Here is a 25026-nt window from a genome sequence, read left to right on the forward strand (position 1 = left end):
AGATGAGAATACTAATTGTTGAAAGCGAATTTCTGCACCAGGACACCTGGGTTGGCGCGGCGGTGAATCGCCTGGTGCATGCGCTAAGCCGTCAGGGTATTGAGGTGATGCAATCCACCTCCCTTGACGACGGCTACGCCATCATCGCGGCCAATGAAGCCATTGACTGCCTGATGTTCAGCTATCAAATGGAGGAGCAAGATGAACATCAGCGCGTGCGCCAACTGCTCGATAAGCTTCGTGAACGTCAGCAAAACGTGCCGGTATTTCTGCTGGGTGAGCGTGAGAAAGCCACCGCGCTGATTGACCCGCAGCTGATGGAGCTTATCGATGAGTTTGCCTGGATTCTGGAAGATTCTGCTGACTTTATCGCCGGACGTGCCGTAGCCGCGATGAGCCGCTATCGTCAACAAATGCTGCCGCCATTGTTCTCGGCGCTGATGCAATATAATGATATTCATGAATATTCCTGGGCCGCTCCCGGCCACCAGGGGGGCGTCGGCTTTACCAAAACGCCTGCTGGCCGGTTATATCATGACTACTACGGCGAAAACCTGTTTCGCACCGATATGGGGATAGAGCGCGCCTCTTTAGGGTCGCTGCTGGACCACACCGGCGCCTTTGGCGAGAGTGAAAAAAACGCGGCGCGGGTATTCGGTGCCGATCGTTCCTGGTCGGTTGTTGTCGGGACTTCCGGCTCGAACCGGACCATTATGCAGGCCTGCATGACCGATGATGACGTGGTGGTCATTGACCGAAACTGCCACAAATCGATCGAACAAGGTTTGATCCTTACCGGCGCTAAACCCGTTTATATGGTGCCCAGCCGAAATCGCTACGGCATCATCGGGCCTATCTACCCGCAGGAAATGCTGCCACAAACGCTGCAGGAAAAAATCCGTACCAGCCCGCTCACGCATGAATATGCCGCGCATAAACCGTCCTACAGCGTGGTGACCAACTGCACCTACGATGGCGTGTGCTATAACGCCAGACATGCTCAGGCCCTACTGGAACAGACCAGCGATCGCATTCATTTTGATGAAGCCTGGTACGGCTACGCCCGTTTCAACCCGGTGTATCAGGATCACTATGCTATGCGCGGCAATCCCGGCGACCATACCGGCCCAACCGTATTCGCCACCCACTCCACCCATAAATTGCTGAATGCGCTCTCCCAGGCTTCCTATATTCATGTGCGTGAAGGGCGCGGTGCGGTGAACTTTTCGCGGTTTAATCAGGCCTATATGATGCATGCCACCACGTCACCGCTGTACGCCATCTGCGCGTCAAACGATATTGCCGTCTCGATGATGGAGGGTAATAGCGGCCTATCGCTGACCCAGGAGGTGATTGATGAAGCGGTAGATTTCCGCCAGGCGCTGGCGCGTCTGTATCGCGAGTTTAGCGATAAAAACGACTGGTTCTTTAAGCCATGGAACAAAGAAACGGTGATCGATCCGCAAAGCGGAAAAGCGCTGGCCTTCGCAGATGCGCCGGCGGAGCTGTTAAGTCACGACCAGAACTGCTGGATTATGCGCCCGGGGGAAAGCTGGCACGGGTTTAAGGATCTGCCGGATAACTGGAGCATGCTTGACCCTATCAAGGTGAGTATTCTGGCGCCGGGTATGGGAGATGATGGCAACCTGCTGGATTCTGGCGTACCCGCGGCGCTGGTTACCGCCTGGCTTGGTCGCCACGGTATCGTGCCAACCCGCACCACCGACTTCCAGATAATGTTCCTCTTTTCCATGGGTATCACCCGCGGGAAATGGGGCACGCTCATTAACACCCAGTGTTCCTTTAAGCGCCATTATGATAGCAATACGCCGCTGTCCGAGGTCATGCCGGAACTCACTCAGCGCTACCCGGAAATCTATGGTGCGCTGGGCGTACACGATCTGGGTGATAACATGTTTGCGTGGCTGAAAGCCAATAACCCGGGGGCCAGCCTTAATGCCGCCTACGCGTCACTGCCGGAAGCCATGATGACGCCGCGCGATGCGTATCAGGCCATTGTCTCCAATAACGTTGAAATGGTAGCAATTGAAGAGTTGCAGAAACGCGTCGCGGCCAACTCGGTGATCCCTTATCCACCGGGTATTCCTATGCTGCTCTCCGGGGAAAACTTTGGTGACAGCAACAGCCCACACATTGCCTATCTGCGCGCTTTGCAGTCCTGGGATCGCGCATTCCCCGGTTTCGAACATGAAACTGAAGGCACAGAAATTATTGATGGCGTTTATCACGTAATGTGCATAAAGGCCTGAGATAATCGAAGGTTTTTTGCCGGAAGGCTAAAAACCTGGAAAAGTAGTGAAGTTAATCCTGAGTATTTATTTTTTTGCGCGGGTCGCCCCGCGCTTTTTTCAGTTAGGGAGCCCGTTATGATTTTAATGGTCACCAAAGATGAATTCCTGTATCAGGGGGTGGCGCATTTGTTCAATAATGAAAATGTCATCAGAATAGAGAGTGTGGCAGAGGTCGCTCAGCAAACGACGGACTCTGCATCCAAAGTGATTATCGATGTCTATCATAATAATGTTATCGACGATCATGCCGTCAGGACCTTACAGACACTCGATGTCGAGCGTATCGTGGTGCTAGCGCCCTTTCATATCAGTAAAATTAAATGCCGCTCGCCGCTATTTTTCGTTAACAGGAAAATGTCGCTGGCACACTGGTCATCGCTGCTGACCACCGCCAGCACATCCTATCGCAAACCCAAAATAGGTTTTTCACATAATCAGCTTAAGATTGTCAGCTATTTTTTACATGAGGAAGATAATGATGATATTGCCTCTGCGTTAAATATTTCAGGAAGTACTCTGCGCAGTCAAAAGTTTAATATCATGCTGAAACTTAAACTGCGTAGGATGAGTGAGATCGCCACTCTCAGTATCTCCCCTTACTTTTGAATGCTCGCCACCTTGTACGATCTACCCGTCACCGGGTAGATCGTTAACAGCTAACTCATTATTTTCGGAATAAGCGAATCAGAGACCAACAGCTCAACGCGCTTACCATCAGTTCAATCCCCACCACCAGCGAAACCATCATTATCGAGGCCTGAGGCGCAGCGTTGATAAAGCTCCAGGCAATCAACAAATCAAGCACACCAATAATGATTTGCAGCCAGCTCCCTTTGACCCGCCGGTTATTGAACCAGGCCATCAGACGGATAATCCCACCCATAGCAAACAGGCACGCGAGGAGGCTGGCTATGGTAAACAAACCCCATTCCGGTGCCGCAATAAACAGGTAGCCCATTACCACATAGGCAACACATATAAGGATACCAGACACTACGGGCCAAAAATTATGCAGCCGGTTTTTTATCATGATTGCTATATAGGCAATACTGCTACAGATCAGCGCAATGCCCAAAATCATGGCCAGAATTTCTCCCGAGATAAAGGGATAAACAATGAACATGACACCAGAGATAAACATCAGCACCGCAATAACCTTCAGCATATTTTGTTGCTTCTCAAGAACTTTCACATCCAGCCTGGAAATAATTTCCCGATTAACACTTAACACAACATACCTCCAAAAAAATTAAAAAAACACGCGGTGAATTTACCGCAAAAAGGAGTACCCCGTTAAAGTACATTTGATAATAAATTCTGATGACGGACTCTTAAAACAAATATAACCAATTGAATTAAAATATTTTTTTGAAAACCATCAGGATCCTGCAAAATACCTTATCCTGTGGCCCCGCACGCCTCGGGTGATATAATCCACCTCGTCACGTTAACTGTATTATTGAGGATTTAATGATGAACAAAATCTCTACTATTATTCTCGGCAGCCTACTGTTAATTCCGGCCATCAGCCAGGCTGCGGAAGCCCAAAAACCCATGAACAACTGGACTTGCGAAGATTTTCTGGCTCTGGATTCCTCTTTCCAGCCTACCGCCGTTGGTTTTGCGGAAGCATTAAACAATAAAGATAAACCGGAAGATGCCGTGATGGATGTGAAAGGAATTGAAACCGTCACCCCAGCCATCGTACAAGCCTGCACCGAGGATCATAAAGCCAGCTTTAAAGACAAAGTAAAAGGCGAGTGGGACAAGTTAAAAAAACACTTTTAATGAATAACTTTTCGCTAAGTCTGAAGTGACTTAACGGGCCCATCAGCAGGGGGTAAATTTTAGGCACTCTAACTTTACCACCCCTGCTGATGCTATTTAAAGTAAGAAATCTTTATATATTCCCTCACGACCCCACGCTCCGAACGCACCCAGATATCCTTTTCATTTGCGTCAATAAAAATTTACACCCTTAATTTTTCAGCCCCCAATTGCCATTATCATAAGTTAGTGTATTTTATGCCTGCCGTTGATTCATCATACAATTAATCTTTCACCTCAATATACATTCTTTCTTTTGAGGTATTTTTGTTCGTATTTCTGGAGTGCGTGTATGAGACTAAGTAGCAGTGCCCCTTGTGTCGTTGTTCTGACGGAGAAAGAAGTTGCAGTAAATATTAACCACAGCACCTCACTAAAATTACCGGCGAACCACCTTAACATCATCGCCTGCAATAATAATGTTATTGATTTTGCATACCTGGATAATGCTTTAGTGGCACACATGAGTCGCGCCGTATTGAATGATTATTTACTTTTCTTGAATAGAGATTTAACGCGGATTACGCCATGGCCAAGGCAGGCCATTCCCGTTATTTCCTGTCATTGTCGGACACCTGAAATTTTTCGCGAGGCGGCACTGCATAGCGTACTTAACACCAGCGATAGCTGTGAAATTGAGCGCACCCGCTCATTACTCTTTACCGTTCTGTCTATCTTTCTTGAAAATCCGGGGTTTATTGCGTTAATCATGCAAATGCTGCGCAATAGCGTCAAAGAGAGCGTTTATCAGATTATCCAGAACGACATTCAAAAAGAATGGAACCTCAGCCTGGTCGCCAGCGCGCTGTGTCTGAGCCCCAGCCTGTTAAAAAAGAAGTTAAAGAGTGAGAATGCCAGCTACAGCCAGATAATCACCGATTGCCGTATGCGATACGCTGCGCAGCAGCTACTCATCGCCGAGAAGAATATTTCACAGATCTCACAATTATGCGGTTATCGTAGTACATCCTATTTTATCTCCGTCTTTAAGACATTTTACGGCATGACGCCATTACATTATGTCTCACAACATCGGCGACAATGTGTTACCGCCGAATGAGGTTAAGACATTAGCCATAATAATATCAGCAATGGATATACCCCCTGGCAACGGCTAAAACGATAGCGCCAATAGGCTATTATCTCCCCCGAATTAAATTCAGGAGAAAGAGTATGTCGAGCGACGCTGATGCAAACAAAGTGGGCCTGATTCCGGTCACCCTGATGGTTTCCGGAAATATCATGGGCTCGGGGGTTTTTCTGCTGCCCGCTAATCTGGCGGCAACCGGCGGGATTGCCATCTATGGATGGCTTGTCACCATCATCGGCGCGCTGGCGCTGTCGATGGTATATGCCAAAATGTCGTCCTTAGATACCAGTCCGGGCGGTTCATATGCCTACGCCCGCCGCTGCTTTGGGCCATTTTTAGGCTATCAGACCAACGTCCTGTACTGGCTGGCCTGCTGGGTGGGGAATATTGCCATGGTGGTGATTGGGGTTGGCTATCTGAGCTACTTCTTCCCGATTCTGAAAGAGCCTATGGTATTGACTATTACCTGTGTGGTGGTGCTGTGGATATTCGTTCTGCTGAACATCGTTGGGCCCAAAATGATTACCCGCGTGCAGGCCGTGGCTACCGTGCTGGCGCTGATCCCTATTGTCGGGATTGCCCTGTTTGGCTGGTTCTGGTTTAAAAGTGAAACCTACATGTCCGCCTGGAACGTCAGTGGGCTCAGCACCTTTGGGGCCATCCAGAGTACGCTAAGCGTAACGCTGTGGTCCTTTATCGGTGTGGAAAGCGCGTCGGTCGCCGCAGGCGTGGTAAAAAATCCGAAACGCAACGTGCCAATCGCTACCATCGGCGGCGTGCTGATTGCCGCCGTCTGCTACGTGCTGTCGACGACCGCAATTATGGGGATGATTCCTAACGCTGCCCTGCGGCTTTCCGCTTCTCCTTTTGGCGATGCCGCTCGCCTGGCGCTTGGCAATACCGCCGGTGCAATAGTCTCGTTTTGTGCTGCGGCGGGTTGTCTTGGTTCACTCGGCGGCTGGACATTACTGGCGGGTCAAACCGCAAAAGCCGCAGCCGATGATGGTCTGTTTCCCCCAATTTTCTCTCGCGTGAACCAGTCCGGCACCCCGGTCGCCGGGCTGTTGATCGTCGGCGTACTGATGACCCTCTTCCAGTTCAGCAGTATTTCACCTAACGCAGCAAAAGAGTTTGGCCTGGTCTCTTCCGTCTCGGTGATCTTCACTCTGGTTCCGTATCTGTACACCTGTGCAGCGTTGCTCTTGCTGGGCCATGGCCACTTTGGTCAGGCACGCCCACTGTATCTATTTATCACTTTTATCGCCTTCGTTTACTGTATCTGGGCCGTCGTGGGCTCTGGTGCCAAAGAGGTGATGTGGTCCTTCGTCACGCTGATGGTGATTACGGCATTCTATGCACTCAACTATAACCGTATTCATAAAAACCCCTATCCGTTAGACGCCCCGGTGGATAAAGCATAAAAGAAGTGAGGTAATAATCTCGCCGATTATTTTATAAACAAAAAATAATAAGATAAGCGCCAAAAAATATCACTTCTGGCTATTTTTATTCGCCACTCCGCGATCTGTTTTTTGGCGCGTTATTATTTAGTCATCCGACATATCAAGCATTGCCGGTCACATCAGCATTTCAATATGCATTATGGAGTTTATTATGATTAACAGATTTACACTGTCCACTGTCGGTATTTTCGCCTCGGCACTGCTGGCCACCGCTGGCGTTAACGCCGTGGCAAAAGAAGTTACACCCAAAAATATGAGCTGTCAGGAATTCATCGACCTCAACCCACAAACTATGGCGCCTGTTGCCTTCTGGATGCTTAACAAAGATGTTGATTTCAAAGGCGGCGACTACGTTGACTTCAATGAGACCGAAACGACGGCGGTTCCGCTGACCCTTGAGATTTGCAAAAAAAACCCGCATAGCCCGCTGAAAGATATTAAAGATACGGTAAAAAATGAGTTAAAAAAGTAGCACTCGTATACTGACCGTCCCGCAGTTCCCCCTCTCTTTTCGGTAAGGGGGAACAACCGTCTCTTTTCTCGCTCTATCTCAACTGATAAACAGCAAAATATCATTAATCAGGGTCTGACAACGCGCTGCTGGCAGCTTAGCACCAGATACGGACGTTACGGTTGCCTGACTTACCCGTGATAATCAACGCTCAGAAAGCCTGAATTTTCAGTCTGACAAATCATTTATTTCAGGCCAATTTATGTAATGGCATAATCAGGCTGGTGAAAGTGAGGGTGAAAATGGATAAAACAGCTAAAAATCAGATAGTAGATAGCGATATCGCACGTTTATTGCTTAAACACAGAAAGGCTCGCAACCTGACGGTATCAGAGCTTGCCCAGCGTTCGGGCGTCAGTCAGGCCATGATTAGCAAAGTTGAACGCGGCGCCTCCAGCCCCAGCGCAACGATACTGAGCCGGTTAGCTAATGCGCTGAATATTACGCTCTCAAAGCTGTTTGCTGAGCTTGAACAACATCAGAATTCACTTGTACTCTTTGCCCATCAGCAGCATCACTGGATGGATAAAGAAACAGGTATTACCCGCTGGTCTCTGTCCCCTGCGGGAGCATCGCCGGAACTGATAAAAGTTGAAATTCCCGCGATGGGTCAACTGACGATCCCCGCCTCTGCCAACGAGCATCTTTCCGGGCAGACGCTCTGGATGTTGAGCGGCCGCCTTGATTTTCGGGTCAATCATCAGACCCATCATTTACAAGCCGGTGACTGTCTTGCCCTTACCTTTGCAAGCGAGTACCAAATGAGTAACCCTGATAGCGAGCAGAGCTGTTCCTACATCGTCGCTTTTAGTCAAAAAGATCCATGATATTCCCCCTGCAGAAGGGGTTACATCATCTTTGCCTTGCGGAGATGTAACAGGGGATAGGGCCTTCCCTGGTTGTCCTGCCCGGAGCGCCCTGAAATCTGAAAGCCCATATGCTGATAAAACCCTACGGCCTGGTGATTCTGTTCATTGACATCGACGCTTAAATCAGGATGCAGAGACAATGCATGCGAGATCAACCGTTTTCCGACGCCAAGTCCGCGAGCTGAAGCATCGACAAAAAGCGCCTCCAGATGGCCTTCATGCAAAAACATGAATCCTAACGGTTGGTCTTCCTGATTTGTTGCTACCCATACCGGGGTTTGTGAAAAAAAGCCAATAACCTCTTTTTCGATCTCTTGACGGTCGTGAGCCGTCAGAAAATTGTGCGTAGCATCTACAGAATTTCTCCAGATCTGGATGATTTCTGCCGCTTCAGAGGGTCGTGACATCCTGATTTTTAACATTTTCTCTGCCTTAACGTGGTCATTACTGTGTGTATTAACATACCGAGTGAGCTCGCTTAAATTTACTATAGTGAAATTAAATTCACAATAGTATCTTTTAAGCCTAGGCATAATCCCATTTTAGCTATCCTGATGATGTTGTGGATGGTTTGCTGCGGCGTGGGGAGAAACGATGACGGCGTGAGATTAAGGGGGGGGGGAACCATATAAAACGAAAAAGCCCCAAGCTAATTAATAGCTTGGGGCTTATATTTGGCGGAAGCGTAGAGATTCGAACTCTAGAACCCTTTCGGGTCGCCGGTTTTCAAGACCGGTGCCTTCAACCGCTCGGCCACGCTTCCAATGAGGCGCACTATAAACATCCCGAACCGACCTGTAAAGCACCAAAACGTTCGTTTGCTTGAAAAACAGCCAAAATATTGTTATTCGCCTGAAAAAACAACACAATGGCTAGATTTCAGACGCTTTTAGCGCCCCTCATCCTGCTTAATGTTTTTTGATAAACATATCTTTGGTGTAGTAGTAGCCCAGGCGATCGGGCGTAAAGCCACCTATCCACGGCTTCACCAGATGCGTGCGTACGTAGTGATAGACCGGAATCGCCGGTACGTCACGAGCCAGCAGGTCTTCCGCTTTCTGGTAGTCGCGGGCGCGCTGGGCCACGTCCTGCGTTTTCGCCGCATCGTGCATCAGCGCATCATATTCCGGGTTGCTGTACTTCGCGGTATTTTCGCTATCGCCGGTACGGAAGGTGTTCAGGAAAGTGGAAGCGTCATCGTAGTCGGCGATCCACGCGTAGCGCACCACGTCAAAGTTGCCGGTGTGCATGGCATCCAGCATGGTTTTCCACTCCTGGTTTTGCAGCTTTGCTTCGACGCCGAGGTTTTTCTTCCACATCGAAGACGCCGCAATCGCCACCCGCTGGTGCGACTCGGAGGTGTTGTAGAGCAAATTAAACGACAGCGGATGCGCGTCGTTAAACCCGGCTTCGGCCAGCAGTTTCTTCGCTTCAGCAATGCGCTTGTCACGCGGCCAGGAAGCGTAATCCGGCCCATTGAGCTTCACGCCGCCGATCCCCGGCTGGCTAATGACCCACGCCGGACGCTGCCCCTGCCCCATTACCTTCTCGGCGATGATGTCTTTATCCAGCGCCATATTCAGCGCGCGACGTACGCGGGCATCGTTAAAGGGCGCTTTGGTGGTATTGAACTCGTAGTAATAGGTCGCCAGCTGCGGCGAGACGTCGACCTCATCGCCTAAGGTTTTTTTCAACTGGCTGAACTGGTTGATCGGCAACGTATAAACGATATCGACCTCTCCCGCCTTATAGCGGTTGATGTCCGCCGCTTCAGAGTGGATAGGTAAATAGGTGACCTTATTAATCACCGTATGCTTATCATCCCAGTAACGCGGGTTACGCTCGGCAACAATGCGTTCATTTACCACCCACTGGGATAAACGATACGCGCCGCTGCTAACAAAGTGTTCCGGCTTAACCCATTTCTCGCCATAGCGACCAATCAACACCTTATCGAGCGGCACCATCGACGGGTGCGCCAGCATCGCAAGAAACGCCGACGTGGGCTGCGTCAGCGTCACTTCCAGCGTCGTGTCGTTGATTGCTTTGACGCCAAGGGTATCGGGCGTTTTTTTACCCAGCGCGATATCGGCGGCATTCATAATATGCATATTGCCCGGATAACTCGCATACGGCGACGCGGTGGCTGGCGTCACCAGACGCTGCCAGCTCCAGACAACGTCCTGCGCGGTTATCGCCGAACCGTCGGACCAGGTAATTCCCGGGCGTAGATGGAAGGTCCAGACGGTGTTGTCTTTATTGTCCCAGGATTCCGCCAGCCGCGGTTCAATGCTGCCGTCCGGTTTCACCGCCACCAGCCCGTCAAACAGGTCGCTGATAATATTAAACTCAATGTCGCTTTCAACCTTATGCGGGTCGAGCGAGGCGGGTTCACTGCCGTTGCTACGCACCAGTTCCTGCTTATCGGCAAGCTGAGTGCCTTCCGGCACGGTCGCGGCCTGTACCGCCCCTGACAGCCCCATGGCCAGTAGACCCATCGTGATGTAGTTATGTTTGTATAATTTCATTTCCATTGCCTTGTTGTTATAACCCTTCTCACTCTTGGCATAGACTGCGGATAACGCAAGTGCATTCAATAACCTATAAGAGATTGATCTCGCTCTTTACGGCGCGATAGCGTGATTTTGTGACGCACCAGAAATCTGAGTAAAGATGGGTAAAAAGATTTGGGAATAAAAGAGAGATTTCTTATGCTGTGCCACTAATAACATCTGTCATAAGAGAGTGACTCAGGGATCGCATAATTACTTCATCGCGTGACCGCTCATCGCTGCTGAGCACCCATAAAGTCCTGCGTAACACCTACTTCCTGCTGAGCCTGACGCTGGCGTTTTCTGCTATTACTGCCACCGCCAGCACCGTGCTGGGGCTGCCGTCTCCGGGCCTGATTCTGACGCTGGTCGGCATGTACGGCCTGATGTTCCTGACCTATAAAACGGCGGATAAACCGGTCGGCATTCTGTCAGCCTTCGCCTTTACCGGCTTCCTGGGCTATATCCTGGGGCCAATCCTTAACGCCTACCTGTCTGCCGGCATGGGCGACGTGATCGGTATGGCGCTGGGCGGCACCGCGCTGGTGTTCTTCAGCTGCTCGGCCTACGTGCTGACTACCCGTAAGGATATGTCCTTCCTCGGCGGCATGCTGATGGCGGGTATCGTGGTGGTGCTGATCGGTATGGTGGCGAACATCTTCCTGCAGCTGCCTGCGCTGCACCTGGCGATTAGCGCGGTGTTTATCCTGATCTCTTCCGGGGCCATCCTGTTTGAGACCAGCAACATCATCCGCGGCGGTGAAACCAACTATATCCGCGCCACGGTTAGCCTGTACGTCTCGCTGTACAACATCTTTGTCAGCCTGCTGAGCATCCTCGGTTTCGCCAGCCGCGACTAACCTACCTGCTCATCAACATCAGGGCCTCGCTTATGCGGGGCCTTTTTATTTGCTACACTTCCTGCCATCTGTTTGTTGTGTGAAATATTATGCTTATCTATCAGAACACCGAAATTGAGACCGATAGCGAAGGCTATCTCAAAGACACCACGCTGTGGAGCGAAGGGTTAGCTGAGGCCATTGCCGCGAACGAAGGCATTGAGCTCAGCCCTGAACATTGGGAAGTGGTCCGCTTCGTGCGCGAGTTTTACCTGGAGTTCAACACCTCCCCGGCGATTCGTATGCTGGTAAAAGCCATGGCCAACACCTTTGGCGAAGAGAAAGGCAACAGCCGCTATCTGTACCGCCTGTTCCCGAAAGGCCCGGCCAAACAGGCGACGAAAATCGCCGGCCTGCCTAAACCGGTGAAGTGCATTTAATAGCGAATACTAAAGTTGCTCCACGCCTTCTCGGGTTGATGAGGTTCAGCCAGAACTTTATCAACCCGCGCGCTGCGCGGCCCCCCCGCTTTTAGCCACACCAGCAGTTTCTCCACCTGTTCATCATTACCGCACGCGACCACCTCAACGCTACCGTCATCGAGGTTCAGCGCATAGCCGCGCAGGCCCAGACGCACCGCTTCCTGCTGGGTAAAGAAGCGAAACCCCACGCCCTGCACCTTACCGTAAACCCAACAAATCACACACTTATCCATCTTTTTTCCTCCCGTCAGTACGCCAACTGTAGCGCCAATTCTCCCCACAATCTTCCGCCGCGCGTTGCATTTGTGCGGGGAAGTCGGGAAAATGCAGCCTGATTCCCTCAAACAGCCAGATAAATTAACTATGAGTGTACGTTTAGTGTTAGCCAAAGGGCGCGAAAAATCATTGTTGCGCCGTCATCCCTGGGTCTTTTCCGGCGCGGTTGCCCGCATGGAAGGCAAAGCCAGCCTCGGTGAGACCATTGATATTGTCGACCATCAGGGTAAATGGTTAGCCCGCGGCGCGTATTCCCCGGCCTCGCAGATCCGCGCTCGCGTCTGGACGTTTGACGCCAATGAAAGTATCGATATCGATTTCTTCGTCCGCCGTCTTCAGCAGGCGCAAAGCTGGCGCGACTGGCTGGCGAAAAAAGACGGTCTGGACAGCTATCGTCTGATCGCCGGTGAATCCGACGGTCTGCCGGGCGTGACCATTGACCGCTTCGGCAACTTCCTCGTGCTGCAGCTGCTGAGCGCCGGTGCCGAATACCAGCGCGCGGCGCTGATTAGCGCCCTGCAAACGCTGTACCCGGAATGCGCCATCTACGATCGTAGCGACGTGGCGGTACGTAAAAAAGAAGGTATGGAGCTGACTCAGGGCCCGGTGACCGGCGAACTGCCGCCTGCCCTGCTGCCTATTGAAGAGCACGGCATGAAGCTGCTGGTCGATATTCAGGGCGGCCACAAAACCGGCTACTACCTCGATCAGCGCGATAGCCGTCTGGCGACCCGTCGCTACGTGGAAGACAAGCGCGTACTGAACTGCTTCTCCTACACCGGCGGCTTCGCGGTCTCCGCGCTGATGGGCGGCTGTCGTCAGGTCACCAGCGTCGATACCTCGCAGGAAGCGCTGGACGTCGCACGCCAGAACGTCGAGCTGAACAAACTGGACCTCAGCAAAGCCGAGTTTGTGCGCGACGACGTATTCAAACTGCTGCGTAAATATCGCGACCAGGGCGAGAAGTTCGATGTGATCGTGATGGATCCGCCGAAATTCGTGGAAAACAAAAGCCAGCTGATGGGCGCCTGTCGCGGCTATAAAGACATCAACATGCTGGCCATTCAGCTGTTAAATCCGGGCGGCGTGCTGCTGACCTTCTCCTGCTCCGGCCTGATGACGTCAGATTTATTCCAGAAAATCATCGCCGATGCCGCTGTAGATGCCGGTCGTGATGTACAATTTATAGAGCAGTTCCGTCAGGCAGCCGACCACCCGGTGATTGCGACGTACCCGGAAGGACTGTATTTGAAAGGATTTGCCTGCCGCGTCATGTAACTTGAAAAGCGAAATGGTGTCTATATATCTAGAGGTAGAGGCCATTTCCCGGGAGGTGAGTATGATGATTACCAGCAAATTCGGTATCGGCCAGCAGGTGCGTCACTCCCTGCTGGGCTATCTGGGCGTGGTGGTGGATATCGACCCGGTTTACTCGCTTGACGATCCAGAACCCGACGATCTGGCGGCCAACGACGAACTGCGTGCGTTGCCCTGGTATCACGTGGTGATGGAAGATGACGAAGGCCAGCCGGTGCATACCTACCTGGCCGAAGCCCAGCTCAGCAGTGAACCGCGCGAGGATCACCCGGAACAACCGACGATGGATGAACTCGCACGCACCATTCGCCGACAGCTACAGGCACCGCGGCTGCGCAACTGATTGCCGCGCTCATCAAAAAACCCCGCGATGCGGGGTTTTGTTTAATAACGCTTATTTAGCGAGGCCCAATCGCGGGATCTCAATCGCCGGACAGCGATCCATCACCACCTGCAGCCCCGCATCACGCGCCAGCACGGCCGCCTGTTCGTTAATCACGCCAAGCTGCATCCACAGCGTTTTCGCGCCGATGGCGATCGCCTCCTGCGCGACGCCCCACGCGGCCTCTGAATTGCGGAAGACGTCAACCATGTCGACCTTCTCCGGCACCTCGGCCAGCGTAGCGTACCCCTGCTGGCCCAGCAGCGTTTTGCCGCCCACCTTTGGCGAAACCGGGATCACGTGGTAGCCCTGATCCAGCAGGTATTTCATTACCCGATAGCTCGGACGGTCAGGCTTGTCGCTGGCGCCCACCAACGCGATAGTCCGCGTGGTCGTTAAAATGCTGGCAATCTCGTTTTCTGTCATCATTATCCTCCTGGCCAATCACTTAAGTGTACGCTAGTCCGCTAATGTCGCGCGTCAAATTTTTGCCAATCAGGGCTTGCAGCCTGATTCGCATCCAGTAATCTGTCAGGATTCAACACTCAGGGAAAGACACATGGAACTGACCACTCGCACCTTACCGGCGCGCAAACACATCGCACTGGTCGCCCACGACCACTGCAAAGATATGCTGATGAAATGGGTACAGCGCCACCAGGCCTGCCTGGCGAACCACACGCTGTCGGCGACCGGCACCACCGGTAACCTGGTGCAGCGCGCAACCGGCCTGGAAGTACAGGCCATGCTCAGCGGCCCGATGGGCGGCGATCAGCAGGTTGGCGCACTGATTTCAGAAGGGAAAATCGACGTACTGATCTTCTTCTGGGATCCGCTCAACGCCGTGCCGCACGACCCGGACGTGAAGGCCCTGCTGCGTCTGGCAACCGTCTGGAATATTCCGGTCGCCACCAACGCCGCCACCGCGGACTTTATTATCCAGTCGCCCAATTTCAGTGAACCGGTGGACATTCTTATTCCTGACTATCAGCGCTATCTCGCTGATCGTCTGAAGTAATCATTCACGGAGCCGCCGCGACGACGGCTCCGCTTTTCAATTACGGCTTTCTCGCCACCGGTACCGATAGCTGCTTCAACACCTCAACGAACGACGACGGCTGTGCTTTATTAAATAACAGCCAGACGCGCAGCCGCGCGCGGGTTATCGCCACGTATAGCAAACGCCGTTCTTCCGCATCGGGGAAATCCTCCGGCGCGGGCAGCAGGGCCTGTTCCATAATCGACTCCCGCGCGGGGGCCGGAAAACCGTCAAAACCTTCCTGTAAACCCAGCACAATCACATAATCCGCCTGCTGGCCTTTACTGGCGTGCACGGTCATAAAATCAATATTCAGCTTCGGCCAGCGGGTGGCGGCCTTCTCCAGCGCGGCGGGCTTGAGATGATGGTAGCGGGCCAGCACCAGTATGCGCTGGTCCGGCGTCGCGTAGCCGCTGAGCTTATCGAACAGCGCATCGAGCTTATCGTCCTCCAGCAGCGTAACGGCGTTTTTGTCGCCGACGGTCAGACTGTTGAGCGGCTTGCTCAGCTGGTGTGGGTTTTGCTGAATAAAGCGGTTGGCAATGTCACCGATGCGGTTGTTGAAGCGGTAGGTGGTATCCAGCGCACAGTTATCCCCTTCACCAAAATAGTGGTTGAAGGCGGTGGTTAATGACAGCTGCGCGCCGCTGAAGCGGTAAATCGCCTGCCAGTCATCGCCAACGGCATAAAGCGACGTCTGCGAATTTTGTTTGCGTAGCGCTGCCAGCAGCGCCGCGCGCTGCGGGGAGATGTCCTGGAATTCGTCGACCAGAATGTGTTTCCACGGGCTGACGAAGCGACCTTTCTCGAGAATGATAATGGCCTGATGGATCAGCCCGGAAAAATCGACGGCGTTTTCCGCTTTCAGCGCGGCTTTCCACGCCTTTAACATCGGCGCCATCAGCTTCACTCGCTTGCCGAACAGATCGCGAATCTCTTCCGGCGCACCGGCAATCATCTCGGCCTGCGAGCCGCCGTGCATGCGCATCAGGCTGACCCAGCGGTCAAGGCGGCTGCCCATGCGTTTGACGATTTTTTCATTTTCCCAGAAACCGTCTTCCGCGACATCCCAGCCCAGCTCTTCCTGCAGCCACAGCCGCCAGCCTTTGGCCTGCGCTTTTTTCTCCCGGCATTGCTGCTGCCAGCACTCGGTAAATAGCTTCTGGCGCGCGCTGGCATCGTTCTCCAGCTTGCTGACAACCGGCACCTTTTTGCTGCCCTGCTGAATGATCGACAGCGCCAGCGCGTGAAAAGTGCGCGCGGTAATGGCATCGGTTTGCAGGCGCGTTTGCAGCCGTTCGTCCATCTCTTCCGCAGCCTTACGGCCAAAGGCCAGCAGCAGAATCTGTTCCGCCGAGGCTTCACCACGTTCAAGCAGCCAGCCTGCGCGCGCCACCAGCACAGAGGTTTTGCCGCTTCCGGCCCCGGCCAGCACGAGTAACGAACGCTCGCCGTTGACCACCGCGCGCGCCTGGGACGGGTTCAGCGGCGAGGACTCAATACGCTCAAAGAAGTCGCGGTACTGCTCCAGCATCGCCTCGGTATAGCGCTGATTGTGCAGCGCCCGGCCGCTCTCTTTATCCGCCAGCCATGCCTGACACTGCCGCCACGCCTCGCGGCAGTTATCAAATTCGTCCAGTCGGTTTGTCGGCAGCGGCAGCCCCTCCAGCGCCTTAACGATCTGCTGGCGAATACCCTGCGCCTGCTGGCGGGTCAGCCAGCGATTTTCTTCGCGGCTGCCGGCAATAATCGCCAGCTGTGCGTCCAGCAGCCCGGCGGCGATGTCGCTCATTTCCGCGCTCCACTGCTGCCATAGCCCCAGCAGATAGCGGTGGAATCGCTGCGTCTCGCCCCATTCCGTACCGTGCAGGCGCACAACTTTGTCCTCTGGCAGAACGAACTCCAGCTCTCCCCATACCAGACCACGTTTGCAGTTAATGGCCAGTAGCTGATTAAAAGGGATGAGGTATTCATGCTGAGGGCCGGACACCCTGACGCCCGCGTTGAGGATCTCAACCCGGTCATAAGGGTGCTGCGCCATGCGCTTACCGAGCGTCGTTGCTTTTAATTCCATGTCGTGCTGAATCCTGACTTTTTCGATATCTCACAGTGTAACCGCCAGAGAATAGGTGCTCCAGCCTAAAAAAACGTTACAATCAACAGGTCTTATTATTCACAGCGCTGCAGTGAGGATTTATGCGTACTGTTCTGAATATTTTGAATTTTGTATTAGGTGGTTTTCTGACAACGCTGGGCTGGCTGCTGGCAACCCTGGTCAGCATCGTGCTGGTTATTACGCTACCGCTCACCCGCTCATGCTGGGAAATCACTAAGCTGTCGCTGGTGCCGTACGGCAACGAAGCGGTACACGTCGATGAACTGGAACCTGGCGCCAAAAGCGGCGTGATGAATGCGGGCGGCACCGTCCTGAACATTCTGTGGTTTGTGCTGTTCGGCTGGTGGCTGTGCCTGACGCACATTATGGCCGGTATCGCCCAGTGCATCACCATTATTGGTATCCCGGTCGGCATTGCGAACTTTAAAATCGCCGCCATTGCCCTGTGGCCGGTTGGACGCCGGGTGGTGCCCGTTGAAGTCGCGCGCGCCGCGCGTGAAGCGAATGCCCGCCGCCGTTTCCAGTAATCAGGACGATTAATCGCTATGCTAAGCCCGTTGCTTCGCCGTTATACATGGAACAGTACCTGGCTGTATAACGCCAGGATATTTATTGCCTTAATCGGCACTACCGCCCTGCCCTGGTGGCTGGGCGACGCAAAGTTGACCATCCCGCTTACTCTTGGGGTGGTCGCCGCTGCGCTCACGGACCTCGACGATCGCCTGACCGGACGGCTGCGTAACCTGGTTATCACGCTGATCTGCTTTTTTATCGCCTCGGCATCGGTAGAACTGCTGTTTCCCTGGCCGTGGCTGTTTGCGCTGGGCCTCACCCTCTCAACCATTGGTTTTATTTTGCTGGGCGGGCTGGGGCAACGCTATGCCACCATCGCCTTCGGCGCGCTGCTGATTGCCATTTACACCATGCTCGGCGTGTCGCTGTACGCCCACTGGTACCAGCAGCCGCTGCTGCTGATTGCCGGTGCCGTATGGTACAACCTGCTGACGCTGACCGGGCATCTGATTTTCCCCATTCGCCCGTTGCAGGATAACCTCGCTCGCAGCTATGAACAGCTGGCGCACTACCTGGAGCTGAAGTCCCGGCTGTTTGACCCGGATCTTGACGATGACAACCAGGCGCCGCTGTATGAGCTGGCGCTGGCGAACGGGCAGCTAGTCGCCACGCTTAACCAGACCAAGGCGTCGTTATTAACGCGTCTGCGTGGCGATCGCGGCCAGCGCAGCACCCGCCGTACGCTGCACTATTATTTCGTCGCCCAGGATATTCACGAACGCGCCAGTTCGTCGCACATTCAATATCAGGCGCTGCGCGACCAGTTCCGCTATAGCGACGTGATGTTCCGCTTCCAGCGTCTGCTCTCTATGCAGTCAATGGCCTGTCAGGATCTGGCGAAGGCCATTCTGCTACGCACGCCGTACCAGCACGACGCCCGCTTTGAACGCGCCTTCACCCATCTCGACGCCGCGCTGGATCGCGTACGCGCCAGCGGCACCGCGCCGGAACAAATGAAAGCGCTGGGCTTCCTGCTCAATAACCTGCGGGCAATCGACGCCCAGCTCGCCACCATTGAGTCTGAGCAGCTGCAGTCGCAAACGAAAAGCGAGACTGAAAATATTCTTGCCGACGATAGCCTGCACGGTTTCGACGATATCCGCTCGCGCCTGAGCCGCAATATGTCACCCGAATCGGCGCTATTCCGCCACGCGGTGCGTATGTCGGTGGTGCTGTGCGTAGGCTATGCGTTTATTCAGTTCACCGGTCTACAGCACGGTTACTGGATCCTGCTGACCAGTCTGTTCGTTTGCCAACCGAACTACAACGCTACCCGCCACCGCCTGGCGCTGCGTATTATCGGTACGCTGGTCGGCGTGGCGCTGGGCCTGCCTATCCTCTGGCTGGTGCCTTCGCTGGAAGGCCAGCTGATACTGATTGTCGTCACCGGCGTGCTGTTCTTTGCCTTCCGCAACGTCCAGTATGCCCATGCCACCATGTTTATCACCCTGCTGGTGCTGCTGTGCTTTAACCTGCTTGGCGAAGGCTTCGAGGTGGCGCTGCCGCGCGTGGTGGATACGCTGATTGGCTGCGGTATCGCCTGGCTGGCGGTGAGCTTCATCTGGCCGGACTGGAAGTTCCGCAACCTGCCACGCGTGCTGGCGCGCGCCGTCAACGCCAACTGCCGCTATCTGGATGCGATTCTCGAGCAGTATCATCAGGGGCGAGATAACCGTCTGGCCTACCGTATCGCCCGCCGCGATGCGCATAATCGCGATGCGGAGCTGGCATCGGTGGTCTCGAATATGTCGACCGAGCCCAAAGTCACCCCCGAGATGCGAGAAACCGCGTTTCGCCTGCTGTGCCTCAACCACACGCTCACCAGCTACATCTCCGCGCTGGGCGCTCATCGTGAGAAATTAAGCACGGCAGAAATTCTGGCGCTTCTGGACGATGCCGTCTGCTACGTCGACGATGCGCTGCATCATCTGCCTGCCGATGAAGAACGAGTTCAGCAAGCATTAAGCGGGCTCGCGGCGCGGATCCACCATCTCGATCCGCGGCCGGACAGCAAAGAACCATTGGTACTGCAACAGATAGGCCTGATGATTTCACTGCTACCTGAAATCTGCCGCCTGCAAAAGCAGGTGCTGGCCTGACTACCTTCCCTGGGTATAATTTTGTACCCAGTCTTCCAGCTCCTGGCGCGTCGCCGCCGGGAGCGCGGCTGCATGAACGCCGATAATCGCCCCTTCCAGCGAGTACAGCACATTCACGCTCAGCTGTTTACGAATCTGGCGAAGCCGCATCCACGCCGTCTTCGCCCCCATCTGCCGCAGCGTACGCACATCTTTAATACCGGCCTCATGCAGCAGTAACTCCATATGAAAAGAGAGATTTGGCAGATCCTTAAGCCGTAAATGCCGTCGTCGCCACTTTTCACTTTGTGCATCTTCAAGCGCGAACAGCCCCAGCTGGAGAAGGACGGATTTATTCGACCATAGCCTCTCGTCCACGCGAAAATAATTGAGCTGCTGGGTATGCCCTCGTTTACGTACCGTTAACAGAGGCGGCGAATGCTGGGCCTGATACTGCGCATTTTTTTCGCATGCCCTCAGGTACAGTTCACCTTCTGCGACCATGGCAAAGACGGTGTTGTCGACGGCCAGACTATAGCCGCCAAACAGCGCCCGAGACTTCACCTTTCCTAACGATGAGAAATATTGCTGGGACTGGTAAATCCGTTTATACGAGATTATCTTCATGATTAATCCTTAATAATCATGCACATGAATACATCAGATTTGTTAATCGATCAGATAACAAGCAACATAGGGAAGATCAACCGGTACGGCAAGATGAATTTGTGTTCGTGGGTATTTGGTGTGCAATTTTGCGAGATGCTTTCAGAAAATGAGGTTGATCTTTAGATACTGGGGTAGTACTGTATATTCATACAGTAACCCACAAGGTTGGATTAGCTATGTATACTTCTGGTGTCGTAAATCGTTCTTCTATTGCAGCTGCCACAACGGCTTCTCACGCTTTTACTCCGGTAAATAGCGCCCCTGCGGCCTTAATTAGCGAAGTCCTCTATCGCGAAGATCAGCCCATGATGGCGCAATTATTACTGTTGCCGCTGTTGCAGCAGCTTGGGCAGCAATCGCGCTGGCAGCTGTGGCTCACCCCGCAACAGAAACTGAGCCGCCAGTGGGTCCAGGCATCAGGCCTACCGCTGACAAAAGTCATGCAGCTTCGCCAGATGTCGCCCTGCGATATGCTCGACTCGATGGTTCGCGCGTCACGTACCGGCAATTATAGCGTCGTTATTGGCTGGCTGACGGAAGAACTTTCCGTAGAGGAACACGCTCGTTTACAAAGCGCAGCAGAAGAAGGTAACGCGATGGTGTTCATTATGCGACCAGTTCAGTCCACGTTACATCCAACAGGACAATTTAATGGGCTAAAAATTCACTCGAATTTGTACCATTAAGCGAAATTAGGAATTTTCCTGGGATTTTTTTTGCATTTTTTTTAGCTGTCCGTTTTTATGAGCAATAACAGGCAGAATCCCGGTCTGATGCGGTTTCCAGTATTTTACATTGATTATTTTTTCGACACACTTGTTAAATATTGCGTATACAAGTCTTTTTTTTTCATAAGCCTGACGGAGTTCACACTTGTAAGTTTCCAACGACGTTGTAGACTTTATATCGCCAGGGGTGCTCAGCTTAACACCGCAGATATCTGCTGAGTAATTAACTAAGCCCCGCCCCCGGTGGAAGGATTTAACCGTGAGTCTAATTAGAACTTCATGGCAAATTTTGGATGATAACGAGGCGCAAAAAATGAAAAAGACAGCTATCGCGATTGCAGTGGCACTGGCAGGCTTCGCTTCCGTAGCGCAGGCCGCTCCGAAAGACAATACCTGGTATGCAGGTGGTAAACTGGGTTGGTCCCAGTTCCATGACACCGGTTGGTACCAGAGCGATCTGAACAACAACGGTTCTACCCACAACAGCCAGCTGGGCGCAGGTGCCTTCGGTGGTTACCAGGTTAACCCGTACGTTGGTTTCGAAATGGGTTACGACTGGCTGGGCCGTATGGAATACACCGGCAGCCAGACTAATGGCGCACTGAAAGCTCAGGGCGTTCAGCTGACTGCTAAACTGGGTTACCCGATCACTGACGATCTGGACATCTACACCCGTCTGGGTGGTATGGTTTGGCGTGCAGACTCCAACAACAACCAGATTGGTAAAAACCACGACACCGGCGTTTCCCCAGTATTCGCTGGCGGCCTGGAGTGGGCAATGACCCGCGACATCGCTACTCGTCTGGAATACCAGTGGGTTAACAACATCGGTGACGGCAACACCATCGGTGTTCGTCCGGACAACGGCATGCTGAGCGTAGGTGTTTCCTACCGCTTCGGCCAGCAGGAAGCAGCTCCGGTAGTTGCTCCGGCTCCGGCTCCGGCTCCAGAAGTACAGACCAAACACTTCACTCTGAAGTCTGACGTTCTGTTCAACTTCAACAAAGCTACCCTGAAACCGGAAGGTCAGCAGGCTCTGGATCAGATGTACTCCCAGCTGAGCAACCTGGATCCGAAAGACGGTTCCGTAGTTGTTCTGGGCTTCACTGACCGCATCGGTTCTGACGCTTACAACCAGGGTCTGTCCGAGAAACGTGCTCAGTCCGTTGTTGATTACCTGATCTCCAAAGGTATCCCGTCTGACAAAATCTCCGCACGTGGCATGGGCGAATCCAACCCGGTTACCGGCAACACCTGTGACAACGTGAAAGCTCGCGCTGCACTGATCGACTGCCTGGGCCCGGATCGTCGCGTAGAGATCGAAGTTAAAGGCGTTAAAGACGTTGTAACTCAGCCAGCGGCTTAAGTTCTCGTCTCGTAAAAAAACCCCGCGCTGCGGGGTTTTTTTTGGCCTTTTTCTCTGCCGGCATAGCATACCGGCACAGCTCTGACGCTATTTTTCTTTGCCTAACATCGCCTCAAGATCCTGCTTCAGGCTGGACATCTTGCTTGCGTATTTCTCTTTATTTTCCGCATCTTCAATCAGCTGAACAATGGTCTCTGAGAGCGTTTTACCGCGACGCTGCGCCAGCCCTGCCAGCCGCTGCCAGACCGCAAATTCCAGGTCGATAGATTTCTTGCGGGTATGCTGATGCTCGGCGTTAAAATGACGCTTACGGCGCGCACGTATCGTCTGCTTCATACGATTTACCAGCTGCGGATTAATATGCTGGGCAATCCAGCTATTAACCTGAACCGGTTCGTGTTCCAGCGTGAGCAAAACATCGACGGCCTCTTGCGCGGCGCTGGCTTCAATGTAGCGGGTGATAGGCTCGCCTTCCCGGTGTTTTTTCACCAGGTATTTCCACTTCCAGCCGCTTTCAAGATTTTCCAGTTGTTGATATTTCATTGCGATCTCAGTGTGACCGTGTAACTCTTTTCAGGATAACAGTTTTTTCTCAATGTGCTGAGAAGAAATCTGCAACTGTGATGCGGATAAACGCCGCGGATAAAGATACTTCCCTATTCTCCGTGAGCTTCCCGGCGGCATCAGGTATAATCACGCACTTTACATCTGACTAAAAATAGCGACATTGACTATAAATACTCTTTCCCGGCGCTTTCTCGCCCCCGCGACTGAAGCATTCCAGGCGCTATTTGCCCAGCCTGATTTAGCCTCAGAAAACGACTCTTTATTCAGCGAGCTTCAGGCTCGTTTACATTACGCGCTTGAGCAGTTTCTGCACCCTCAGGGCGTCTCCCCTTTCTTACTGGTCAAAGCGCCAGAAGAAAAAGAATATCTGCAGCTGCTGACGCAAACTACCCGCTCGCTGCGCGACAGCGACGAATCAACCCTGACCGGCGTTGATTATCAGGTGACCGGCGGCAAAGTCACGATGACGCCAGCACAAAGCACCGAAGCTGCATTTGCCAGCCAGGGTCCGGTTATTTTTGCCGACTGGGTTGAAGCCGAGCAGCTGTTCGGCTGCATTCGTCAGTTTAACGGTGAAATCAGCCTCCAGCCGGGCCTCGTGCATCAGGCCAATGGCGGTATCCTCGTGCTGCCGCTGCGCACGTTGATGGCGCAGCCGCTGCTGTGGATGCGGTTAAAGAATCAGGTGCTGCAGCAGCGCTTTGACTGGCTGACCTTTGACGATGCTCGTCCACTGCCGGTCAGCATTCCGTCCATGCCAATCAGCCTGAAGGTTATCCTGGTGGGCGAACGCGAATCGCTGGCCGACTTCCAGGAGATGGAACCCGAGCTGACCGAGTCCTCGCTGTACAGTGAATTCGAAGATAGCCTGCAGCTTGCCGACGAAGAGACGCTACGTCAGTGGTGTCAGTGGGTGTGGCAGGTAGCACGTGAGAAGTCCCTGCCGGGGCTGACGGCCGATGCCTGGCCTCTGCTGATGCAGGAAGGCGCGCGCTATACCGGCGATCAGGAGATCATGCCGCTCTGCCCGCTGTGGATTAGCCGTCAGCTGCGCGAAGCCGCACCGTTTACCCCAGACGATGTCATTAACGCCGAGCAGCTGAAAACCATGCTGACCCAGCGTCAGTGGCGCGAAGGTTTCCTTGCCGAACGTATGCAGGATGAAATCCTGCTTGAGCAAATCCTGATTGAAACCGAAGGCGAATGCATTGGTCAGATTAATGCCCTGTCGGTCATTGATTTCCCTGGCCATCCGCGCCCGTTTGGCGAGCCTTCACGCATTAGCTGCGTGGTGCATATTGGCGACGGGGAATTTACCGACGTCGAGCGTAAAGCCGAGCTTGGCGGCAATATTCACGCCAAGGGCATGATGCTGATGCAGGCGTTCCTGATGGCCGAGCTGGATCTGGATCAGCAGATCCCCTTCTCCGCCTCGCTAACGTTTGAACAGTCCTACAGCGAAGTCGATGGCGATAGCGCCTCAATGGCCGAGCTATGCGCGCTGATTAGCGCCCTGGCAAACGTGCCCATCAATCAGAGCATTGCCATGACCGGCTCCGTTGACCAGTTTGGTCGCGCTCAGCCCGTCGGCGGGCTGAACGAAAAAATTGAAGGTTTCTTCGCTATCTGCGCCCAGCGCGGCCTGACCGGCAAGCAGGGGGTGATTATCCCTTCAGCCAACGTGCGCCACCTAAGCCTTGCCTCTGAGGTGCAGGAAGCCGTCGAAGCCGGCGAGTTCTCTATCTGGGCCATTGATGACGTCACCGATGCGCTGCCGCTTCTGACGCAGCTCAACTGGGACGGCGAAGGTCAGACGCTGTTGCAAACTATTCAGGAACGCATCGCACAAGCTACGCAGCAGGAGCCCCGCAACCGCTATCCGTGGCCGTTACGCTGGTTAAACCGCTCACATTCCAACTGATCGGACTTGTTCAGCGTACACGTGTTAGCTATCCTGCGTCCCGAACTTA

25 protein-coding genes and 1 tRNA gene are annotated in these 25026 nt (G+C 53.3%); 17 read left to right on the forward strand and 9 right to left on the reverse strand.

All coding sequences use genetic code 11. The features are described 5' to 3' along the window. Positions 1-2: 2 nt before the first annotated feature. Both adiA and ACK5JN_RS08095 read left to right on the forward strand, forming a co-directional pair. Complete coding sequence (gene adiA, locus ACK5JN_RS08090; RefSeq protein ID WP_416869684.1) at positions 3-2270, forward strand: arginine decarboxylase; 2268 nt, start codon at positions 3-5, stop codon at positions 2268-2270. Positions 2271-2387: 117 nt separating this feature from the next. Continuing rightward, positions 2388-2918, forward strand: a complete 531-nt coding sequence (locus ACK5JN_RS08095; protein ID WP_416869685.1) for a helix-turn-helix transcriptional regulator — start codon at positions 2388-2390, stop codon at positions 2916-2918. A 58-nt stretch (positions 2919-2976) separates the two neighbouring features. Here the strand turns inward: ACK5JN_RS08095 and ACK5JN_RS08100 are convergent, their stop codons facing one another. Next, positions 2977-3543: an HdeD family acid-resistance protein gene (locus ACK5JN_RS08100; protein WP_416869686.1), complete on the reverse strand. Its 567-nt coding sequence runs from the start codon at positions 3541-3543 to the stop codon at positions 2977-2979. Between the two features lie 242 nt (positions 3544-3785). Between ACK5JN_RS08100 and hdeA the strand changes: the two genes are divergently transcribed. The 5 genes from hdeA (at position 3786) to ACK5JN_RS08125 (ending at position 8030) form a co-directional block, all read left to right on the forward strand. Next, positions 3786-4100 carry an acid-activated periplasmic chaperone HdeA gene (gene hdeA, locus ACK5JN_RS08105; protein WP_416869721.1) on the forward strand — a complete coding sequence of 105 codons (315 nt, stop codon included), beginning with the start codon at positions 3786-3788 and terminating at the stop codon, positions 4098-4100. A gap of 331 nt (positions 4101-4431) precedes the next feature. Then, entirely contained in the window at positions 4432-5199 is a 768-nt protein-coding gene (locus tag ACK5JN_RS08110; protein ID WP_416869687.1) for a helix-turn-helix domain-containing protein, read from the forward strand. A gap of 113 nt (positions 5200-5312) precedes the next feature. After that, positions 5313-6650 carry an arginine/agmatine antiporter gene (gene adiC / locus ACK5JN_RS08115; RefSeq protein WP_416869688.1) on the forward strand — a complete coding sequence of 446 codons (1338 nt, stop codon included), beginning with the start codon at positions 5313-5315 and terminating at the stop codon, positions 6648-6650. A gap of 196 nt (positions 6651-6846) precedes the next feature. Beyond that, entirely contained in the window at positions 6847-7164 is a 318-nt protein-coding gene (gene hdeB / locus ACK5JN_RS08120; RefSeq protein ID WP_416869722.1) for an acid-activated periplasmic chaperone HdeB, read from the forward strand. Positions 7165-7445: 281 nt separating this feature from the next. Then, a complete protein-coding gene (locus tag ACK5JN_RS08125; RefSeq protein WP_416869689.1) occupies positions 7446-8030 on the forward strand; it encodes a helix-turn-helix domain-containing protein in 585 nt (194 codons plus the stop codon). Between the two features lie 20 nt (positions 8031-8050). Here the strand turns inward: ACK5JN_RS08125 and ACK5JN_RS08130 are convergent, their stop codons facing one another. From ACK5JN_RS08130 to ACK5JN_RS08140, 3 genes are all read right to left on the reverse strand, one after another. Next, positions 8051-8494 carry an acetyltransferase gene (locus ACK5JN_RS08130; protein ID WP_416869690.1) on the reverse strand — a complete coding sequence of 148 codons (444 nt, stop codon included), beginning with the start codon at positions 8492-8494 and terminating at the stop codon, positions 8051-8053. Between the two features lie 253 nt (positions 8495-8747). Then, positions 8748-8835, reverse strand: a tRNA-Ser gene (locus ACK5JN_RS08135). 145 nt (positions 8836-8980) lie between these two features. Continuing rightward, positions 8981-10600 carry an ABC transporter substrate-binding protein gene (locus tag ACK5JN_RS08140; RefSeq protein ID WP_416869691.1) on the reverse strand — a complete coding sequence of 540 codons (1620 nt, stop codon included), beginning with the start codon at positions 10598-10600 and terminating at the stop codon, positions 8981-8983. A gap of 233 nt (positions 10601-10833) precedes the next feature. Between ACK5JN_RS08140 and yccA the strand changes: the two genes are divergently transcribed. Both yccA and tusE read left to right on the forward strand, forming a co-directional pair. Beyond that, positions 10834-11484, forward strand: coding sequence for an FtsH protease modulator YccA (gene yccA, locus ACK5JN_RS08145; RefSeq protein ID WP_416869723.1), 651 nt, complete (start codon positions 10834-10836; stop codon positions 11482-11484). An 89-nt stretch (positions 11485-11573) separates the two neighbouring features. Further along, positions 11574-11903 carry a sulfurtransferase TusE gene (tusE, locus tag ACK5JN_RS08150; protein ID WP_064548881.1) on the forward strand — a complete coding sequence of 110 codons (330 nt, stop codon included), beginning with the start codon at positions 11574-11576 and terminating at the stop codon, positions 11901-11903. Here the strand turns inward: tusE and yccX are convergent. Then, positions 11900-12178 (reverse strand): acylphosphatase, encoded by a 279-nt coding sequence (gene yccX / locus ACK5JN_RS08155; protein ID WP_416869692.1) that lies wholly within the window; start codon positions 12176-12178, stop codon positions 11900-11902. The two genes, tusE and yccX, sit on opposite strands and share 4 nt — an antisense overlap. 130 nt (positions 12179-12308) lie before the next feature. Here yccX and rlmI point away from each other — a divergent pair, with 130 nt between their 5' ends. Together rlmI and hspQ are read left to right on the forward strand one after the other, a co-directional pair. Further along, the gene (rlmI, locus tag ACK5JN_RS08160; protein ID WP_416869693.1) at positions 12309-13499 is read left to right on the forward strand and encodes a 23S rRNA (cytosine(1962)-C(5))-methyltransferase RlmI; all 1191 of its coding nucleotides are present in this window, start codon (positions 12309-12311) and stop codon (positions 13497-13499) included. Between the two features lie 64 nt (positions 13500-13563). Then, positions 13564-13881 (forward strand): heat shock protein HspQ, encoded by a 318-nt coding sequence (gene hspQ, locus ACK5JN_RS08165; RefSeq protein ID WP_416869724.1) that lies wholly within the window; start codon positions 13564-13566, stop codon positions 13879-13881. 51 nt (positions 13882-13932) lie between these two features. Here hspQ and ACK5JN_RS08170 read toward each other — a convergent pair whose 3' ends face one another. Next, the gene (locus ACK5JN_RS08170; protein WP_416869725.1) at positions 13933-14346 is read right to left on the reverse strand and encodes a CoA-binding protein; all 414 of its coding nucleotides are present in this window, start codon (positions 14344-14346) and stop codon (positions 13933-13935) included. 133 nt (positions 14347-14479) lie between these two features. Here ACK5JN_RS08170 and mgsA point away from each other — a divergent pair, with 133 nt between their 5' ends. Then, positions 14480-14938, forward strand: a complete 459-nt coding sequence (gene mgsA, locus ACK5JN_RS08175) for a methylglyoxal synthase (RefSeq protein WP_347291037.1) — start codon at positions 14480-14482, stop codon at positions 14936-14938. A gap of 40 nt (positions 14939-14978) precedes the next feature. On the opposite strand, the gene helD is transcribed toward mgsA, so the two are convergent. Continuing rightward, complete coding sequence (gene helD, locus ACK5JN_RS08180; protein WP_416869694.1) at positions 14979-17033, reverse strand: DNA helicase IV; 2055 nt, start codon at positions 17031-17033, stop codon at positions 14979-14981. Between the two features lie 122 nt (positions 17034-17155). On the opposite strand from helD, the gene ACK5JN_RS08185 reads away from it, so the two are divergent. Continuing rightward, positions 17156-17602 (forward strand): YccF domain-containing protein, encoded by a 447-nt coding sequence (locus ACK5JN_RS08185; RefSeq protein WP_416869695.1) that lies wholly within the window; start codon positions 17156-17158, stop codon positions 17600-17602. A gap of 18 nt (positions 17603-17620) precedes the next feature. Then, positions 17621-19747 (forward strand): YccS family putative transporter, encoded by a 2127-nt coding sequence (yccS, locus tag ACK5JN_RS08190; protein ID WP_416869696.1) that lies wholly within the window; start codon positions 17621-17623, stop codon positions 19745-19747. Here yccS and ACK5JN_RS08195 read toward each other — a convergent pair whose 3' ends face one another. Then, complete coding sequence (locus tag ACK5JN_RS08195) at positions 19748-20353, reverse strand: TfoX/Sxy family DNA transformation protein (RefSeq protein WP_416869697.1); 606 nt, start codon at positions 20351-20353, stop codon at positions 19748-19750. A 218-nt stretch (positions 20354-20571) separates the two neighbouring features. Here ACK5JN_RS08195 and sulA point away from each other — a divergent pair, with 218 nt between their 5' ends. Both sulA and ompA read left to right on the forward strand, forming a co-directional pair. Then, positions 20572-21081, forward strand: a complete 510-nt coding sequence (sulA, locus tag ACK5JN_RS08200; protein ID WP_416869698.1) for an SOS-induced cell division inhibitor SulA — start codon at positions 20572-20574, stop codon at positions 21079-21081. A 355-nt stretch (positions 21082-21436) separates the two neighbouring features. Beyond that, positions 21437-22489, forward strand: a complete 1053-nt coding sequence (ompA, locus tag ACK5JN_RS08205; RefSeq protein WP_416869699.1) for a porin OmpA — start codon at positions 21437-21439, stop codon at positions 22487-22489. 87 nt (positions 22490-22576) lie between these two features. Here ompA and matP read toward each other — a convergent pair whose 3' ends face one another. Continuing rightward, a complete protein-coding gene (gene matP, locus ACK5JN_RS08210; protein ID WP_416869700.1) occupies positions 22577-23032 on the reverse strand; it encodes a macrodomain Ter protein MatP in 456 nt (151 codons plus the stop codon). Positions 23033-23216: 184 nt separating this feature from the next. On the opposite strand from matP, the gene ACK5JN_RS08215 reads away from it, so the two are divergent. Beyond that, complete coding sequence (locus ACK5JN_RS08215; RefSeq protein WP_416869701.1) at positions 23217-24977, forward strand: AAA family ATPase; 1761 nt, start codon at positions 23217-23219, stop codon at positions 24975-24977. The last annotated feature ends 49 nt before the right edge of the window (positions 24978-25026 follow it).

Origin of the sequence: Kluyvera sp., assembly GCF_047971185.1 — a bacterium.
In the GTDB taxonomy this organism is placed as follows: domain Bacteria; phylum Pseudomonadota; class Gammaproteobacteria; order Enterobacterales; family Enterobacteriaceae; genus Kluyvera.